This is a genomic window from Streptomyces sp. NPDC016562 (assembly GCF_043076955.1).
Taxonomy (GTDB): Bacteria; Actinomycetota; Actinomycetes; order Streptomycetales; family Streptomycetaceae; genus Streptomyces.
Genome location: NZ_JBIBRZ010000008.1, coordinates 12,012 through 29,428, shown reverse-complemented (window position 1 = coordinate 29,428; position 17,417 = coordinate 12,012). Strand labels below are relative to the sequence as shown.

Below are 17,417 nucleotides of genomic sequence, written 5' to 3'. Positions count from 1 at the left end.
CGGCCGGCCGCTCACCGGCTCGGTCGCCGGCTCGGTTACGTCGGGTCCAGGCCGTGGCTGCGGAGCCACGACAGCGGGTCGATCGCGGACCCGCCGCCGGGCCGGACCTCGAAGTGCAGGTGCGGGCCGGTGGAGTTGCCGGAGTTGCCCGAGTAGGCGATGACGTCGCCCGCCTTGACCTTGCCGCTACGGATCTTGGTGCTGCTGAGGTGGCAGTACCAGGTCTCGGTGCCGTCGGGGGCGGTCACTATCGCCATGTTGCCGTAGGCGCTGTTGTACTGCGTGCGCACGGTGCCGTCGGTGGCGGCCATGACCGGGGTGCCGTAGGTGACCGGGAAGTCGATGCCCGTGTGCACGGACATCCACATGCCGCCGGCCTGCCCGAAGCTGGCGCTGAGGCCCTGCTGCGCGACGGGAAGGGCGAACTTGGGGCGGGCGGCCTCCTTGGCCGCGGCCTCCTCCGCCTTCTTCTTCTTTTCCTCTTCCTGGCGCTGGTGCAGGTCGATTCGTTCCTGCGTGCGGCTGGCGCGGTCGGCGAAGTCGCCCGCGTCGGCGCTGAGCGCGACCAGTTGGGTGTCGAGCTTGGTGTTCGCCGCGACCGGCTTCACCGAGGCCGGGTCGGGGGCGGCCATCGTGGTGGTGTCCTCGGAGGACTTCTCCGCGCCGGTCAGTCCACCGACGGAGGCGGCCGCCACACCCGCGACACCCATCACGCAGGCGGAGGGCACCGCCACGGTCAGCAGGGCGGAACGCTTCGCCGGGGTGCGGCGACGGCTGCTGCCGCCCGCCTTGGCGCCGGACGTGGCCGCGGTTTTGGTGGCGCCCTTGGCGCCCTTGGCGGCGGTCCGGCGCGCGGAGCGCGGAGCGGACGTCACGGGCATGGCCTGGGTGGGAAGGTCGTGGACCCCGTGATCGCCGTGGTCCTCGTGCCGCTCGGGCGCCGCGGGCGTGTCGTCGGAGAGCACCTCGAACACGGCGGTCTCGCTGTACGTGCCGGCCTCGGTGTACGCGTCGGCCTCGTTGTAAGCGTGGTCCGCGTCGATGACGACGGCCGGGGCCTCGTAGGCGTAGCCGGCGGAGGTCGCCTCGTAGGCGTACTCCTGCTGCGCGGGCTGGTACTCGTAGGAGTATCCGGCCTCGGGCTGGGCCTGCATCTGCGTCTGCGTCTGCGTCAGCGCCTGGTCCTGGGGCGGCGTCTGCGTGACGGTGTTCCAGGTGGTGGCGTCGTACGCGCCGGTCTCGGTGCCGGTGGTGCCGTAGCCCGGCATCGCCCAGTGACCGGTCTGCTCGGCGGAGGTGTCGTAGGCGAAGGAAGCCGGCTGGTATGCGGTGGTGTAGCCGGAATGGTCCGCGCTCGGCGTGTTCCAGGCGCTCGTGTCCCACTGACCGGTGGTGTCCTCGGGGACGCCCTGGGCCGGGATCGTGGACAGGTAACCGTCCTGCGCGGTCCAGGCGGTGGTGTCGTACGCGCCGGTTTCGTAAGAACCGTAGGCGGCGTAGTTGACCCCTTGGCCCTGCGTTTCATAGGAAACGTAGGCCGAGTCACCAGAGAAAGTGGTGGTGGAAAGGCCGTCGTACCCGGGCTCCGGGTACTGGCCCGACAAGGGGCGGTCGTTCACCAACTTCTCTTTCGCCTCGGCAGTGGGGCCTGGGTGGCCGGGAACTCTGGGTTCACCGGAGGAGAGCAGTGGCGTGACTGTACCCGGCGGTTACTCGCAACGACAATCTTCGACTGGCTCCGGTATCGCCGGAACCGGGCATTCGGCCGTCTTTCGGTCGCTCGAAGACGCAGCCTTGGCCTTGAGTTCGAAATTAGTTCGACTGGCGGTCGCGGGTCGGCTAGGCGACCGACGCGGTGTCAGAGGGCGCGACCAGGGCCGGACCGGCCCCGTCGAGGGCGCGCCGTACCGCCGCGATCACCGTGGGGTGGGCGGGCAGCGCGAGGTGGCCGATGCCGGTGACCTGCACGTTCTCCACGCGCAGATCCGGGTGTTCGATGCGCGCCGCAGCGACCGGGGCCATCAGCGCGTCGAACTCGCTCCAGAACGCGACGCATCGGGTGGCGCAGCCGGGCGCGGGCGCCGCCAACTCCGCCAGCACCTCGGAGTCAGGGCGCATCTGCCGTACGAGCGGGTGTGCGTCCATGAAGGGGGCGACGCGGGTGCCGCTGTGCGGTGTACCGAGCGTGACGAGGGTGCGGACGCGGGCGTCGCCGCCGAGGCGCTGGACGTAGTACCGGCCGACGAGACCGCCCAGGCTGTGTCCGACCAGGTCCACCTGCTCCTGTCCGGTGCGTTCGCACAGTGCCTCGACGCGCCGGGCGAGGTGGCGGGCGGTGCGGCGCAGGTCGAGGGTGAAGGGGGAGTAGTTGTACGCCTCCACGTGCCGCCGGCCGTCCGCCCCGAGGGCGCGGCGCAGCAGGACGAAGACGGACCGGTTGTCGGTGAAGCCGTGCAGGAGGAGGACGGGCGGCCTCGTCGCGGAAGGGCCGACGGCGACCTTTTCCTGGCACACTCCGGAGGGATAGAGGAGGAGGTGCCCGCCGAGCACCACCACCTCGAGCGCGCCGGCCCGCAACGCGGCGCCGGACCAGGGCGCGGAGATGGATATGGACAGTCCCATCGACGGCCTCCCCTGAGCCTCACGGGACCCGCGGCCGTCGCGCCACCGTGCCGTGCGGCTGTCGGCACGGTGGCGCAATGCCGTCCCACGTGTGATTTCCCCCTCGTGGTTGACCGCGAAACGGCGGCGTGCGCGATGCTGTACTTAACGTTCGTTCACTCGGGAGGCAGTGCGATGGGTGTGACCGGTCCGATCCGTGTGGTGGTGGCCAAGCCGGGTCTCGACGGCCACGACCGCGGGGCCAAGGTGATCGCGCGGGCGCTGCGGGACGCGGGTATGGAGGTCATCTACACCGGCCTCCACCAGACCCCCGAGCAGATCGTGGACACCGCGATCCAGGAGGACGCCGACGCGATCGGCCTCTCGATCCTCTCCGGCGCCCACAACACGCTGTTCGCGCGCGTCCTGGAACTCCTCAAGGAGCGCGACGCGGAGGACATCCAGGTCTTCGGCGGCGGCATCATCCCGGAGGACGACATCGCCCCCCTCAAGGAGAAGGGCGTAGCCGCGATCTTCACCCCGGGCGCGACGACGACGTCGATCGTGGACTGGGTCCGCGCGAACGTCCGCCAGTAGCCCCACCCGGCCCGCAGCCGCCGCCTGCCCCCGGCCCGGGGCAGGTCGGCGCCCGGGGCACAAGCCCCAGGCCCCTGGGCCGCACCGGCCCTGCCCGGCCTGGGCCGCGCCCGACCGATCGGCCCCCCGCGAGGGGTCAGGTGGTCGGAGCGAGCTCTGTCAGCATGGCTTCGCGTAGTCGCAGGGTGGCTACCAGGCGTTGGAAGGCCTCGGCCCAGTACGCGGCCGCGCCCGGCACTGCGTCCGGTGGCTCTTCCGCGGTGGCCGTGAGTGCCTCCAGGCGCTCCGCCTCCGCAGGGTCGAGGCAGCGCTCCGCCAGGCCCATCACCCCGCTGAAGCTCCACGGGTAGCTACCCGCTTCCCGGGCTATGTCGAGCGCGTCCACCACCGCCTGGCCCAGCGGCCCCGCCCACGGCACCACGCAGACTCCGAGCAGCTGGAACGCCTCCGACAGACCGTGGGCACGGACGAACTGCGCCACCCACTGCGCCCGCTCCGCATCCGGCAGAGTCTCCAGCAGCTTGGCCCGCTCCGCCAGTGACGCCGTGCCCGGCGCGGCCGCGGGCGGCGCGGTCGCCGGGCCGAGCAGGGCCCGCGACCACTGCGGGTCGCGCTGGCGGACCGCCGCCCGGCACCAGGCCGCGTGCAGTTCCTCCGTCCAGCCCTCGCCCGCGGCCACCGGCAGCGCCACTATCTCCTCCGGCGAGAGCCCCCCGAACTGCTCCCGCCAGCACGACAGCGGCGCGGCCTCCACCAACTGGCCTAGCCACCACGCCCGTTCCCCGCGCCCGGCGGGCGGCTGCCTGACCACGCCGTCGCGCAGCATCCCCGCATCGCACTCCGCCGGCGGCGTCACCCCTTCGGGGCCCACGCAGGCCAGCGCGCGCTCCGCCATCCGTCCCGCCAGCGCCGACTGCGGCAGCGCAGACAAGAGCTCGGCGGCCGTCGCGCGGACATTGCGGCTGCGGTCGTCCAGCGCCGCCTCCAGGAACGGCTCGTCCGCGTGGGACAGCCCCACCCTCAGCGAATCGAGGAACATCAGCCGGTCCTCGGCCCGTTCGGCGGTCCAGGTCGTCCCCATCAGCTCCAGCGCGGCCGCCGCGTCATGGGCCCGTACGGCGCCCAGCAAGGCCACCCGCTCCGCGAACAGCCCCTCCTGCCACAGTCGTTCCACCGCCGCCCGGTCGGTGACGTCCGGCATCCCCCCGCCGCCACCCGCCCCGCCGCGCAGGGCGAACCGCCAGTCCGGATTCAGTCGCGCCAGCCACAGCCCCCGCGTGCCGGCCAGGGCCAGAGCCTGGGGCCGCAGATCCGTCCGGGCCCGGGCCGCGTCCAGCAGGGCCGGCACCAGTGCCGCCGGCGCGCGGTAGCCGTACCGTCCGGCCGCGGCCAGCCACTGGGGCAGCAGCTCCGTCAGGTCAGGGGCGGCCCCCCGCCGCCCGCCCCTGCCCGCGGCGCCGGTCCGTCCGGCCAGCAGCTGGGCGAGCCGGCGGCGGGCCGCCTCCGGTGGCGCCGGGCGCGGGTCCCTGGGCGCGGGCTCCGGGCGCGGGCCCGCCGGGGCGGGTCTCAGGCCCGCCCGGCGCCGTACGGCATGCACGGCCGCAGCATCCAGCAGCGCCTCCGGGGAGCCGGCCGGGCCCGCGCCCCGGCGCCGGTCGGTGCCCAGCAGCGCGGCGCCGACCAGTTCCTCCCACTCCCCGTACCCCTCAGCCTTGCTCATCGGGCCCCTCCCTCGTCGCTCGTGGCTCGTCGCTCGTCGCTGGTTCCTCGTCGTCCCGCGGTGCTCCGGTCCCGCCCCCTCCACGGGACCGGAGCTGTCGGGCAGTCCGACTTCGCTAGCTGGCGTGGTTGTCGTTCATGCAAGCCCCCCGGCTTCTCGTCACCTCTACGACGGCGCCCCCGCGCCCCCGCTTCCTCGTCGTGCCGCGCACGGCGCCCCCGCGCCCCACGCGTCCCCTCCCCGCCGCCCTCACGGGCGGCACACGTCCCCCCAGGCCCCCAGCGTGTGTGCTCGTCGGCTCTGGGTCAGGACAGGGCGACCGGCTCGGGCGCCTCCGGCTGCCACGCCGTCAGCGGGGTGAAGCCGCGGTGGCCGCACTCGCCGAACACCGTGACCGGGCCCCCGCCCGACAACGCGGCCAGCTGCCACAGGCCCGTGCGGGAGCGGCTGCCGGTCCCCGTGAGGGGTACCGGCAGGGCACAGGTGCCCTCCGCGTCCGCCAGCTGCCAGCCGAGCTCTCCCGGTATCGGAATCACCGGACCGAGCACCACCGGCCAGGACTCCAGCCACGGATCGGCCCGCAGCGCCGCCCCGTACGCCTCCAGGGCGGCCCCCGTGCTCACCCCGGCCGGAACCCCCGTGCACGGCACGGCCGCAGCGCCCCTCTCCCCGAGGTCCGCCCGCAGCCCCGCCGACCCGGGCCGGAAGCGGATCTCCGCCTCCAGCTCCAGCCCCACCGGCAGCGCCAGACCCGGCGGCCGCCCGGGCGGCCCGAAGTCCAGCAACAGCGCCGGCCGCCCGCCCACCTGCCCGCGCAGCCATATCCGGCGGGTGGTGAGCCGGCCGTCCGGTGACACCGAGTCGTGCTGCGACAGCACCAGCCAGCGGTCCCGTACGGCCTCCCCCTCCCCGGAGGCCGGCAGTCCCACCCGGCTGCGCACCGTCGCCGCCAGCGGTTCGGGCAGCCCGGCCACCCCGAGCCAGGCCCGGTCCAGCAGGTGCAGCAGCGCCGCCTCCTCCAGCATCCGGGCGGGCCAGCCGGGGCCGCAACTGGGTATCGTCCCCAACTCCCTGACCCGCCCGGCCAATCCGGGCGCCTGCGCGTCGACCATCCGGGCCGCGGTCTCCTCCCACGCCGCGTAACCCGTCTGCTCCTGGCCCGCGAGGCCACCGCGCAGCAGATCGGCCAGCCGCTGCTCCAGCTCCGTGACGCCCGCGCCGATGCGCGCCGCCCGCCGCTCGGCCCGCTTGCGCGCCCCCTCCGCGTCCACCGCCCTGCCCGCCCCGGCGGCCGGACGCGCGGCCTTCGCCGCACGCTCCGTCAGCCATTGCGCGGCCCAGTCCGGCGCCTCGACCGGCTCGCCGACCCCCTCGGCGGACCAGAGCAGCAGCAGTCCCAGCGCGTGCTTGCACGGGAACTTCCGGCTCGGGCAGGAGCACTTGTACGCCGGCCCCGCCAGGTCGACCACCGTCCGGTACGGCGTGCTGCCGCTGCCCTTGCACAACCCCCATACAGATCCGGAAGCGGAACCTCCGGTCTGTGACCATGTCCCCGCCCCGCCGAGTCTGCCTCCCGCCTTGCGTGAGGCATCGTCAGGAGCCAGAGACAGTACCTGTTCCGCCGTCCAGCGGACCCCCTGCTCAGTCATGTGTTCCACCGTAGAGACCCCCACTGACAATCGCTCTGACCTGCAACGACGCTATGGGCAGGGCCCGTTGTCAGTGGCGTGGTGCACCGTTGGGCAAGCAGTCACCGAGTGGCTGCCGAGCACTGGAGGGGGACCATGACCATGCCCGAGAACAGCACCGGCGCCCAGGCGCTGCGCCCGCACGCCGAAGATGCCTTCGCACACGAACTGAAAGCCCTGGCGGCGGCCGACGACCGGCCCCGCCCGGCCCGCTGGAAGCTCTCCCCGTGGGCCGTCGCCACCTACCTGCTCGGCGGCACGCTCGACGACGGCACGGTGATCACCCCGAAGTACGTCGGCCCCCGCCGCATCGTCGAAGTGGCCGTCACCACCCTGGCCACCGACCGCGCCCTGCTCCTGCTCGGCGTCCCCGGCACGGCCAAGACCTGGGTGTCCGAGCACCTCGCAGCCGCCGTCAGCGGCGACTCCACCCTCCTCGTCCAGGGCACCGCGGGCACGCCCGAAGAGGCCATCCGGTATGGCTGGAACTACGCCCGGCTCCTGGCCCACGGCCCCAGCCGCGACGCCCTCGTCCCCAGCCCCGTGATGCGGGCCATGGCCGACGGCATGACCGCCCGCGTGGAAGAGCTCACCCGCATCCCCGCCGACGTCCAGGACACCCTCATCACCGTCCTGTCCGAAAAGACGCTCCCGATACCGGAGCTCGGCGAAGAGGTCCAGGCCGTGCGGGGCTTCAACCTCATCGCCACCGCCAACGACCGCGACCGCGGGGTCAACGAGCTCTCCAGCGCCCTGCGCCGCCGCTTCAACACCGTGGTGCTGCCGCTGCCCGCCACCGCCGACGCCGAGGTCGACATCGTCGCCCGCCGCGTCGACCAGATGGGCCGCGCCCTCGACCTGCCGGCCGTGCCCGAGGGCCTGGAGGAGATCCGCCGCGTCGTCACCGTCTTCCGCGAGCTGCGCGACGGCGTCACCGCCGACGGCCGTACGAAGGTGAAGTCACCCAGCGGCACCCTGTCCACCGCCGAGGCCATCTCCGTCGTCACCAACGGCCTCGCCCTGGCCGCCCACTTCGGGGACGGCGTACTGCGCCCCTCCGACATGGCCGCCGGCATCCTCGGCGCCGTCGTCCGCGACCCGGCGGCCGACAAGGTCGTCTGGCAGGAGTACCTGGAGACCGTGGTCCGCGAGCGCGACGGCTGGAAGGACTTCTACCGGGCCTGCCGGGAGGTGACGGCATGAGCAGCAGCCGGCAGGGCCCGCTGCTGCTGGGCGTACGGCACCACGGGCCCGGCTCGGCCCGCACGGTGCGCGCCGCCCTGGACGCGGCCCGCCCCGCGGCCGTGCTGATCGAGGGGCCGCCCGAGGGCGACGAGCTACTCGCCCTGGCCGCCGACCCCGGGATGAGACCGCCCGTGGCGCTGCTCGCCCACGCCGCGGACGACCCCGGCCGGGCCGCCTTCTGGCCGCTGGCCGAGTTCTCCCCCGAGTGGGTCGCCATCCGCTGGGCCCAGCAGGCCGGCGTACCGGTGCGGTTCATGGACCTCCCGGCCGCGCACACGCTGGCCGCCCAGGGGGACGCGGACCGGGCCGAGCCGGACGCCGTCAGGGTCGACCCGCTCGCGGTGCTGGCCGAGACCGCCGGGTACGACGACCCCGAGCGGTGGTGGGAGGACGCGGTCGAACACCGCGGCGCCAAGGAGGCCGACGCGCTCGGGGCGTTCGAGGCACTCGGGGAGGCCATGGGCGCCCTGCGCGAGGCCTACGGCGACGGCGGACACCACCGGGACCTCGTGCGCGAGGCGTACATGCGCCAGCGGATGCGGGCCGCCCGCCGGGAGTTCGGCGACACGTACGCCGTGGTGTGCGGCGCCTGGCACGTCCCGGCCCTGCGCGCCAAGACCACCGTGGCCGCCGACAAGGCGCTCCTCAGCGGACTGCCGAAGGTCAAGGTGACGACCACCTGGGTGCCCTGGACCCACCGCCGGCTCGCCCGGGCCGGCGGGTACGGCGCGGGGATCACCTCGCCCGGCTGGTACGCCCACCTCTTCTCGGCGCGGGACCGGCCCGTGGAGCGATGGCTGACCAAGGTCGCCGGGCTGCTGCGCGAGGAGGACCGGCAGGTCTCCTCGGCGCACGTCATCGAGGCGGTCCGGCTGGCTCAGACCCTGGCCGCGATGCGGGGCCGGCCGCTGCCCGGTCTGACGGAGACCCTGGAAGCGGTCCGGGCGGTGATGTGCGACGGCTCCGACATACCGCTCGCGCTCATCGAGGACCGCCTGGTGGTCGGCGACGTGCTCGGCGAAGTCCCGGACGGCGCGCCCGTCGTGCCCCTCCAGCGCGACCTGACCCGCCAGCAGCGCTCGCTGCGGCTCAAGGCCGAGGCGCAGGAGCGCGAGCTGGAGCTCGACCTGCGCAAGGACACCGACGCGGCCAAGTCGCTGCTCCTGCACCGGCTGGGCCTGCTCGGCATCGGGTGGGGCAGGGCGACCGCCTCGCGGGGCAGCACCGGAACCTTCCGGGAGACCTGGCGGCTGCGGTGGGATCCGGAGCTGTCCGTGCGGATAGCCGAGGCCGGGATATGGGGCACCACCGTCCTGGCGGCCGCCACCGCCAAGGCCGAGGCGGATGCGGCGGGCGCCGACGAGCTGGGCGAGGTGACGGCGCTGGCCGAGCGGTGCCTGCTGGCCGGGCTCTCGGAGGCGTTGCCGGCCGTACTGCGGGCCCTCGCGGACCGCGCCGCGCTCGACACCGACGTGGCGCGGCTCGCCAAGGCCCTGCCGGCCCTGGCCCGCTCGCTGAGGTACGGGGACGTTCGGGGCACCGACGCGACGGCCCTCGGCACGGTGGCGGCCGGGCTCGCCGAGCGGATATGCGTGGCGCTGCCGTCGGCGTGTGCCGCCGGCCTGGACGCCGACGCGGCGGCGGAGCTGCGGGGCCATGTGGACGGGGTGCACGGGGCGGTGGGGCTGCTGGCCGACACGGCGCAGGGGCTGGCGGAACGCTGGTCCGCGGTGCTGCGGACCCTGGCGGGCCGGGACACCGTGCCGGGCGTGATCCGCGGCCGGGCGGCCAGGCTGCTGCTCGACGAGGGCCGGCTGCCGGCCGAGGAGACGGCCCGCCTGATGGGGCTCGCGCTGTCCCCGGCGGCCGCCCCGGCCGATGCGGCGGGGTGGATCGAGGGCTTCGCGGGCGGGGGGTCGGGCGGGGGCACGCTGCTCGTCCACGACGAGCGGCTGCTGGGGCTGATCGACGCGTGGCTGGTGGGGGTGCCGGAGGGGGCGTTCACGGATGTGCTGCCGTTGCTGCGGAGGACGTTCGGGGCGTATGAGGCGGGCGTGAAGCGGATGTTGGGGGAGCTGGTTCGGCGGGGCCCTGCCGGGCCGGGTGGGGGTGGTGGCGGGGGCGGTGCCGGTGTGGGGGCGGGGGGTTGGGGTGGCGAGGGCTTCGGCCCGGAGCTGGATGTGGTGCGGGCGGATGCGGTGGTGCCGTTGGTGCGGATGCTGTTGGCCGGGTGAGGCGCCGTTGCCGGGGGCGCTGCCCCCGGACCCCCGCGCCTCAAACGCCGGCGGGGCTGCAAGTGTGCCGACCGGGCTGAAAGATCGGGGCTCCGCCCCGGACCCCGCGCCTCAAACGCCGGCGAGGCTGGAGGGGTGGGCGGGGGATGTGGTGGGGGAGATGCGACTAGTGCGAGGGGATGGGCCGATGGCGGGTGCGGGCGGGAGTGTGGGTGTGCGGGACGGGGATGAGCGGTTGCGGCGGTGGCGGATGGTGTTGGGTGGGGGAGAGGGTGAGGGGACCGGGTGTGCGCTGAGTGGGCGGGACGCGCAGATGGATGCGGCGCTCGGGGCGCTGTACGGCGGGGGTGAGGGTACGTCGCGCAAGGGGGCTCGGGCGGCCGGGCTCGGGGGGTCCGCGCCTAGCGTGGCCCGGTGGCTGGGGGACATCCGGACGTACTTCCCCAGTTCGGTGGTCCAGGTCATGCAGCGCGACGCGATCGAGCGGCTCGGCCTGGCCGCCCTGTTGCTGGAACCGGAGATGCTGGAGGCCGTCGAGCCCGACGTCCACCTGGTCGGCACCCTGCTGTCCCTCAACAAGGCGATGCCCGAGACGACCAAGGAGACCGCGCGTGCGGTGGTCCGCAAGGTGGTGGAGCAGCTGGAGCAGAAGCTCGCGGCGCGCACCCGGGCCACGCTCACCGGCGCCCTCGACCGCTCCGCGCGCATCAGCCGCCCGCGCCACCACGACATCGACTGGAACCGCACGATCCGGGCCAATCTCAAGAACTACCTGCCCGAATACCGCACCGTCGTCCCCGAGCGGCTGATCGGCTACGGCCGGGCGGCGCAATCGGTGAAGAAGGAGGTGATCCTCTGCATCGACCAGTCGGGTTCGATGGCGGCCTCCGTCGTCTACGCCTCCGTCTTCGGGGCGGTGCTCGCCTCGATGCGTTCGATCGCGACCCGGCTCGTCGTCTTCGACACCGCCGTCGTGGACCTCACCGACCAGCTCGACGACCCGGTCGACGTCCTGTTCGGCACCCAGCTGGGCGGCGGCACCGACATCAACCGCGCCCTGGCCTACTGCCAGTCGAAGATCACCCGGCCGGCCGACACCGTCGTCGTCCTGATCAGCGATCTCTACGAGGGCGGCATACGCAACGAGATGCTCAAGCGGGTCGCCGCCATGAAGGCGGCGGGCGTGGAGTTCGTGACGCTCCTGGCGCTGTCCGACGAGGGGGCCCCGGCCTACGACCACGAGCACGCCGCAGCCCTTGCGGCGCTTGGCGCCCCGGCCTTCGCCTGCACCCCCGACCTGTTCCCCGAGGTGATGGCCGCCGCACTGGAGAAGCGGCCCCTGCCCGTGCCCTGACGAGGCGGGACCGCCGCGCCGTGTGAAGCGGCAGATCACACGAACTTCCCCTTCACCTGTGAGGCGATCTGTGACAGGTATCACCGCTCAGGTGTGATCTGCGATTTAGGGACCCACGTCCTGCGGGGATAACCTGCGGGACGGACATGCCGCGTCCACGGTCACCGTGTGCGCCTTCCTTGTGACAGCGCCGTCACGTTGCCCTCCGCGGCACGCCCACGCAGATAGCAGACAACCGCGAATCACTGCGAATCTTTAAAAAAGACAAGGGACGGACGCGCGTGGACCTGTTCGAGTACCAGGCGAGGGACCTCTTCGCCAAGCACGGTGTACCGGTGCTGGCCGGTGAAGTCATCGACACGCCTGAGGCGGCTCGCGAGGCCACCGAGCGGCTGGGCGGCAAGTCGGTCGTCAAGGCGCAGGTGAAGGTCGGCGGCCGCGGCAAGGCCGGCGGCGTGAAGCTGGCCGCCACCCCGGACGAGGCTGTCGCCCGGGCGACGGACATTCTCGGCATGGACATCAAGGGCCACACGGTCCACAAGGTGATGATCGCCGAGACTGCTCCCGAGATCCTGGAGGAGTACTACGTCTCCTACCTGCTCGACCGCACCAACCGCACCTTCCTGGCCATGGCCTCGGTCGCGGGCGGCATGGACATCGAGCAGGTCGCCGAGGAGACCCCGGAGAAGCTCGCCAAGGTCCCGGTGAACGCCAACGAGGGCGTGACCATCGAGAAGGCCCGCGAGATCGTCGCCCTGGCGAAGTTCCCGGCCGAGGTCGCCGAGAAGGTCGCCGAGGTCCTCGTGACCCTGTGGGACACCTTCATCGCCGAGGACGCGCTCCTCGTCGAGGTCAACCCGCTCGCGAAGGTCGCCTCCGGTGACGTCATCGCGCTCGACGGCAAGGTCTCGCTCGACGAGAACGCCGAGTTCCGCCAGCCGGGCCACGAGGAGTTCGTCGACCACGCGGCCGCGAACCCGCTGGAGGCCGCCGCCAAGGCGAAGAACCTCAACTACGTCAAGCTCGACGGTGAGGTCGGCATCATCGGCAACGGCGCGGGTCTCGTCATGAGCACCCTCGACGTCGTCGCGTACGCCGGCGAGAACCACGGCGGCGTCAAGCCCGCCAACTTCCTGGACATCGGCGGTGGCGCCTCCGCCGCCGTCATGGCCAACGGTCTCGAGATCATCCTCGGTGACCCGGACGTCAAGTCCGTCTTCGTCAACGTCTTCGGTGGCATCACCGCGTGTGACGAGGTCGCCAACGGCATCGTCCAGGCGCTGCAGCTGCTCGAGGACAAGGGCGAGGCGGTCACCAAGCCGCTGGTCGTCCGTCTCGACGGCAACAACGCCGAGCTGGGTCGCAAGATTCTCTCGGACGCCAACCACCCGCTGGTCCAGCGCGTGGACACCATGGACGGCGCGGCCGACAAGGCCGCCGAGCTCGCGGCTGCGAAGTAAGGGCAGAGGTCACAGACTCACATGGCTATCTTCCTCAACAAGGACAGCAAGGTCATCGTCCAGGGCATGACCGGTGCCACGGGCATGAAGCACACCAAGCTGATGCTGGCTGACGGCACCAACATCGTCGGCGGCGTGAACCCGCGCAAGGCCGGCACCAGCGTCGACTTCGACGGCACCGAGGTCCCGGTCTTCGGTTCCGTCGCCGAGGCGATGGAGAAGACGGGCGCCAACGTCTCCGTCCTCTTCGTCCCGCCGGCGTTCGCCAAGGCGGCCGTCGTCGAGGCGATCGACGCCGAGATCCCGCTGGCCGTCGTCATCACCGAGGGCATCGCGGTGCACGACTCCGCCGCCTTCTGGGCGTACGCGACCGCCAAGGGCAACAAGACCCGGATCATCGGCCCGAACTGCCCGGGTCTGATCACCCCCGGCCAGTCCAACGCCGGCATCATCCCGGGCGACATCACCAAGCCCGGCCGCATCGGTCTCGTGTCCAAGTCCGGCACGCTGACCTACCAGATGATGTACGAGCTCCGTGACATCGGCTTCTCCTCCGCCGTCGGCATCGGGGGCGACCCGGTCATCGGCACGACGCACATCGACGCCCTCGCGGCGTTCGAGGCCGACCCCGACACCGACCTGATCGTCATGATCGGCGAGATCGGCGGCGACGCCGAGGAGCGTGCGGCGGACTTCATCGCGAAGAACGTCAAGAAGCCGGTCGTCGGCTACGTCGCGGGCTTCACCGCCCCCGAGGGCAAGACCATGGGCCACGCGGGCGCCATCGTCTCCGGCTCCTCCGGCACCGCACAGGCCAAGAAGGAAGCCCTTGAGGCTGCCGGCGTGAAGGTCGGCAAGACGCCGACCGAGACCGCCAAGCTGGCGCGCGAGATCCTGAACGCCGCTCAGTAAGCACGTCTGCGCGAACAGGGCGTGGCCCGCACCCCTCGGGGGGTGCGGGCCACGCCCTGTTTCATGTGCCCCATGTGCCACGCGGGCCCGTCGCGCCTCATTCGACCTTCGGGGCGATCCGGGCAGGCCCGGCGGCGGGGTCCGCGCGCAGCTTGTCGTGGAGCTGCTTGCTCTGCTCGGTGAGCTGCTGCGGGCCGCTGAGCGGGGGTACGCCGGAGACGCTCTCGCCGGGCGAGCGCGGGGGCTCGTAGTGGGTGGGCGCGGTCACGGCCGTGTAGGCGGTCGCGACGGCGATGACCGCCGTCAGGCCGAGGGTCGCACGGCTCCACAGCCGGATGCGGCGCTCGCTGCCGCCGCGTACGGCCGCCGCCGGGCGGAGGTCGAGCGGCGCGGCCGGCCGCAGCGCGGCGAACAGGCCGTGCAGCACCGCGGACTGTTCCCGCGGCGGTACGGCGGCCAGTTCGGGGATCCGCTCGGCGAGGTCGGCGTGCGCGTGCAGGAGGCGGCTGCCGGTGGCGGGGGTGGTGGCCTCCGTCTCGGCCGCGGTGTCGGGGAGGTCCAGGCCCACGCCGTCGTAGAGCAGGACCGTCCGGCGGTGGACGGCCGGCAGGGCGAGCACCGCGTCGAGGAGGATCCGGTCGGCGGGCTCGGCGGGAGGTGGGTCGGGCTGGCGGTGGGCGTGCCGGTAGCGGTGCCAGGGGGAGAGGGCGTACTCGTGCGCCACCGCACGCACCCAGCCCTCCGGGTCCGGGTCGGTGGCCACCTCGGGCCACTGGTTCCAGGCCCGGTGGAACGCTTGCTCCACGGCCTCCAGGGCGAGGGCCCGGCGGCCGGTGAGCAGGTAGGTCTGCCGTGCCAGGGCGGGGGCGGCGTGGGCGTAGAGGGCGTCGAAGCCGGCCGTTGCACCTGCCGGTGCCGGTGCCGGTGCCGGTGATGGTTCTGGTGGCGCTGCCGGTGGAGGTGGCGGTGTCGCCGCCGGTGCCGCTGCCGGTGCGGGGTGTTCGGCGGGCGCGGCCGCCGGTTCCGGCTCGGCGGGTGCTTCCGGCTGCGCGGGCGCGGTGGATTCGGGCTCGGCCGTTCCGGTGGTATCGGGTTCGGACGCGGCCGCCTCCGCCGACGGGGCGTCGGCCTCTGACGGGGCCTCGGATTCCGGTTCCGGCAGGGCCGGTGGGCCCGCGAGGCCCGCGAGGAAGGCCGCGTACGCCTCGCGCATGCGCCCGCGGGGGCGGGTGCGCCCCGCCTCCCAGGATCGGACCGTGTTCACGGTGACGCCCACGGCCGACGCGACCTGCTCGGGCGTCAGATGCGCCGCCTCGCGCAGCCTGCGGCGCTCGTTGGGGGCGGGCAGGCTCTCGACGCCACGTGTCATGCCACTCTCCCCGCGACCTGGCAGCCCTGAGCGAAAAAGTACATAAACGTATATTGGGCGACACCACGGACATTCGCCTGTTACCCGCCCATAGCGCGTGTCGTTGGCACCATGGCGGGGTGACCCAAGTGACCGAACGCGGGACCCCGTTGTCAGCGGCCCCGCGAGCCGGAACGCGGCGCCGCTCGCCGGCCGCCGCCGCATGCGTAGTGGGCGGGGCCGTGGCGGCCGGACTCGGGCTCGGCTTCCTCGCCGTGCTCGTCATCGTGCTGTGGATCAGCTCGCCCTACCCCGACAGCGGTCCCGGCGGGGCCCTGCACCTCGCCGCCGGGCTGTGGCTGCTCGCCCATGGGACGGAACTCGTGCGGTACGAGACCCTGTCCGGCATTCCCGCGCCCGTCGGGGTGACGCCCCTGCTGCTCGTCGCGCTGCCCGTGCTGCTCCTGCGGCGGGCGGCGCGGCTGGGTGGCGCGTCCGAGGAGGAGGGCGAGGAGGTGCTGCCCGCGGGCGCCGTGTTCTCGGCCGTGCTCTGCGGATACCTCGCGATCGGGGCCCTCGCCACGGTGTACGCCGCCGGTGGGCCGATGCCGGCCGACCCGATCAGCGCGGCCTGGCACGTCCCCCTGGTGGCCGTGCTCGCCGCCGCGGGCGGGGTGTGGGGGACCAAGGGGCGTCCGCTCGGGACGCTGCCGTCCTGGCTGCCGAGGGGCGTACGGAGGGTGGTCGCGCGCCCCCGTTACGCGCTGGCGCTGCGGGCGGGTGCGGGCGGGGCCCTGGTCCTCCTCGGGGGCGGTGCGCTGCTCGTCGGCGTGTCGCTCGCGTGGCACGGGGCGGAGGCGCAGGGCTCGTTCCTCGCGCTGACCGGGGTGTGGTCCGGGCGGTTCGCGGTGCTGCTGCTCGCGGTCGCGCTGATCCCGAACGCCATGGTCTGGGGCGCGGCCTACGCCCTCGGGCCCGGCTTCGCCGTCGGCGCCGACGTGACCGCCACCCCGCTCGGCTTCGCGGGCGGGGTCGGGCTGCCCCGGTTCCCGCTGCTGGCGGCGCTCCCGCCGGAGGGGCCGGGCACCCCGCTGACCTGGGCGGTCGCCGGCGTGCCGGTGGTGGCCGGGCTGGCGGTGGGCTGGTTCGCGGTACGCCGGGCGCGTGAGGTCTCGTACGGGGAGACCGCGCTCACGGCGGCCTTGGGCGCACTGGTGTGCGGCCTGGTGATGACCGGGCTCGCGGCGGCGGCCGGGGGGCCGCTGGGGTCGCGGCGGCTGGCGGAGTTCGGGCCGGTGTGGTGGGCCACCGGGGCGGCGGCCTTCGTGTGGACGCTGGGGCTGGCGGTGCCGGTGGCGGTGGGGGTGCAGGTGTGGCGGACGCGGCCGGCGAGGGGGATGGGGGCGGCGGGGATGGACGGGGACGGGTTGTTGGGGGATGCGTGGCATGACAGTGGGGTGCGGGAGGTTCGGTGGGCGGCGATGCGGAGGGCGGCGGGGGTGTTGGTGCCGGATATGGGGGAGGCGGGTCCGGTTGCTCCGCCCGCGCCTGCCCTGCCGGCCGAACCGGCCCTTGCGGCTGCGCCGGGCCCTGCGGCTGCGCCGGGCTTGGCTGTGCCGGACTTGGCCGGGCCGGGCTTGGCGGCTGCGCCGGGCTTGGGGGCTGGGCCGGGCCTTGCGGCTGCGCCGGGCGTTGTGGATGGGCCGGGCCCTGCGGCTGCGCCGGGCTTGGGGGTGGGGCGGGTGCATCGGCCGGTGACCGTCGTGCCGGGGATCAGCCTGGACCTGAGTCCGCTTCCCGGCCCGGCGCCGAGGCCGGGATCCGGGCCGGTGCCGGGCCCGGCTGAGCCGGTTGCCGGGCAAGGGGTCGAGTCGTTGGCTCCGCCGGTGGTGGGGGCGCGGGTGCTGACGCGCCGTAAGCCGTCGGTGTAGCGGGCGCGCCGCCGCCGCTGGGGCTCCACCCCAGACCCCGCGCCTCAAGCGCCGGCGAGGCTGGATATGTGCGGCGGGGCTGGATGGACCGGGTGGTGCGCGGGGCGAAGATCGGGGCTCCGCCCCGGACCCCGCGCCTCAAACGCCGGCGAGGCTGGGTATGTGCGGCGGGGCTGGATATGTGCGGCCGGGCTGGATGGGTGCGGGGCTGAAAGAGCGGGGCTCCGCCCCGGGCCCCGTGCCTCAAGCGCCGGCGAGGCTGAACGTGTGCGGCCGGGCTGGATATGAGCGGCCGGGCAGGTGGGGAGCGGGGCTTTGCCCCGGGGG

General features: G+C 73.8%; 12 protein-coding genes. 7 read left to right on the top strand and 5 right to left on the bottom strand.

Going from position 1 to position 17,417, the window contains the following annotated elements; genetic code table 11:
• Nucleotides 1-35: 35 nt before the first annotated feature.
• Nucleotides 36-1,619: a peptidoglycan DD-metalloendopeptidase family protein gene (locus ACF059_RS27320; protein WP_392062006.1), complete on the bottom strand. Its 1,584-nt coding sequence runs from the start codon at nucleotides 1,617-1,619 to the stop codon at nucleotides 36-38.
• A 220-nt stretch (nucleotides 1,620-1,839) separates the two neighbouring features.
• On the bottom strand, nucleotides 1,840-2,622 hold the full coding sequence (locus ACF059_RS27315) for an esterase/lipase family protein (protein ID WP_392062003.1): 783 nt from the start codon (nucleotides 2,620-2,622) through the stop codon (nucleotides 1,840-1,842).
• A 174-nt stretch (nucleotides 2,623-2,796) separates the two neighbouring features.
• Here ACF059_RS27315 and ACF059_RS27310 point away from each other — a divergent pair, with 174 nt between their 5' ends.
• Nucleotides 2,797-3,198 carry a cobalamin B12-binding domain-containing protein gene (locus tag ACF059_RS27310; RefSeq protein WP_366865821.1) on the top strand — a complete coding sequence of 134 codons (402 nt, stop codon included), beginning with the start codon at nucleotides 2,797-2,799 and terminating at the stop codon, nucleotides 3,196-3,198.
• A 136-nt stretch (nucleotides 3,199-3,334) separates the two neighbouring features.
• Here the strand turns inward: ACF059_RS27310 and ACF059_RS27305 are convergent, their stop codons facing one another.
• Nucleotides 3,335-4,918 carry a DUF5691 domain-containing protein gene (locus tag ACF059_RS27305; protein WP_392062000.1) on the bottom strand — a complete coding sequence of 528 codons (1,584 nt, stop codon included), beginning with the start codon at nucleotides 4,916-4,918 and terminating at the stop codon, nucleotides 3,335-3,337.
• 305 nt (nucleotides 4,919-5,223) lie between these two features.
• Nucleotides 5,224-6,567: an SWIM zinc finger family protein gene (locus ACF059_RS27300; protein WP_392061997.1), complete on the bottom strand. Its 1,344-nt coding sequence runs from the start codon at nucleotides 6,565-6,567 to the stop codon at nucleotides 5,224-5,226.
• 135 nt (nucleotides 6,568-6,702) lie between these two features.
• Between ACF059_RS27300 and ACF059_RS27295 the strand changes: the two genes are divergently transcribed.
• The 5 genes from ACF059_RS27295 (at nucleotide 6,703) to sucD (ending at nucleotide 13,811) form a co-directional block, all read left to right on the top strand.
• Nucleotides 6,703-7,809, top strand: coding sequence for an AAA family ATPase (locus ACF059_RS27295; RefSeq protein WP_392061994.1), 1,107 nt, complete (start codon nucleotides 6,703-6,705; stop codon nucleotides 7,807-7,809).
• The gene (locus tag ACF059_RS27290) at nucleotides 7,806-10,085 is read left to right on the top strand and encodes a DUF5682 family protein (RefSeq protein ID WP_392061991.1); all 2,280 of its coding nucleotides are present in this window, start codon (nucleotides 7,806-7,808) and stop codon (nucleotides 10,083-10,085) included. The genes ACF059_RS27295 and ACF059_RS27290 overlap by 4 nt, the downstream gene beginning before the upstream one ends.
• Before the next feature lie 187 nt (nucleotides 10,086-10,272).
• Nucleotides 10,273-11,439 carry a VWA domain-containing protein gene (locus ACF059_RS27285; protein ID WP_392061989.1) on the top strand — a complete coding sequence of 389 codons (1,167 nt, stop codon included), beginning with the start codon at nucleotides 10,273-10,275 and terminating at the stop codon, nucleotides 11,437-11,439.
• 281 nt (nucleotides 11,440-11,720) lie between these two features.
• Entirely contained in the window at nucleotides 11,721-12,899 is a 1,179-nt protein-coding gene (gene sucC, locus ACF059_RS27280; RefSeq protein WP_272259988.1) for an ADP-forming succinate--CoA ligase subunit beta, read from the top strand.
• 21 nt (nucleotides 12,900-12,920) lie between these two features.
• Nucleotides 12,921-13,811, top strand: a complete 891-nt coding sequence (gene sucD / locus ACF059_RS27275) for a succinate--CoA ligase subunit alpha (RefSeq protein WP_361954335.1) — start codon at nucleotides 12,921-12,923, stop codon at nucleotides 13,809-13,811.
• 97 nt (nucleotides 13,812-13,908) lie between these two features.
• Here the strand turns inward: sucD and ACF059_RS27270 are convergent, their stop codons facing one another.
• Nucleotides 13,909-15,180, bottom strand: coding sequence for a helix-turn-helix domain-containing protein (locus ACF059_RS27270; protein ID WP_392061986.1), 1,272 nt, complete (start codon nucleotides 15,178-15,180; stop codon nucleotides 13,909-13,911).
• Nucleotides 15,181-15,401: 221 nt separating this feature from the next.
• Between ACF059_RS27270 and ACF059_RS27265 the strand changes: the two genes are divergently transcribed.
• Complete coding sequence (locus tag ACF059_RS27265) at nucleotides 15,402-17,090, top strand: DUF6350 family protein (protein WP_392061983.1); 1,689 nt, start codon at nucleotides 15,402-15,404, stop codon at nucleotides 17,088-17,090.
• The last annotated feature ends 327 nt before the right edge of the window (nucleotides 17,091-17,417 follow it).

Excerpts from the sequence above, each read along its gene's own strand:
- ACF059_RS27305 (WP_392062000.1), bottom strand. The coding sequence starts at position 4,918 with ATGAGCAAGGCTGAGGGGTACGGGGAGTGGGAGGAACTGGTCGGCGCC.
- ACF059_RS27300 (WP_392061997.1), bottom strand. The coding sequence starts at position 6,567 with ATGACTGAGCAGGGGGTCCGCTGGACGGCGGAACAGGTACTGTCTCTG.
- ACF059_RS27315 (WP_392062003.1), bottom strand. The coding sequence starts at position 2,622 with ATGGGACTGTCCATATCCATCTCCGCGCCCTGGTCCGGCGCCGCGTTG.
- ACF059_RS27295 (WP_392061994.1), top strand. The coding sequence starts at position 6,703 with ATGACCATGCCCGAGAACAGCACCGGCGCCCAGGCGCTGCGCCCGCAC.
- ACF059_RS27310 (WP_366865821.1), top strand. The coding sequence starts at position 2,797 with ATGGGTGTGACCGGTCCGATCCGTGTGGTGGTGGCCAAGCCGGGTCTC.
- sucD (WP_361954335.1), top strand. The coding sequence starts at position 12,921 with ATGGCTATCTTCCTCAACAAGGACAGCAAGGTCATCGTCCAGGGCATG.
- ACF059_RS27270 (WP_392061986.1), bottom strand. The coding sequence starts at position 15,180 with ATGACACGTGGCGTCGAGAGCCTGCCCGCCCCCAACGAGCGCCGCAGG.
- ACF059_RS27290 (WP_392061991.1), top strand. The coding sequence starts at position 7,806 with ATGAGCAGCAGCCGGCAGGGCCCGCTGCTGCTGGGCGTACGGCACCAC.
- ACF059_RS27285 (WP_392061989.1), top strand. The coding sequence starts at position 10,273 with ATGGCGGGTGCGGGCGGGAGTGTGGGTGTGCGGGACGGGGATGAGCGG.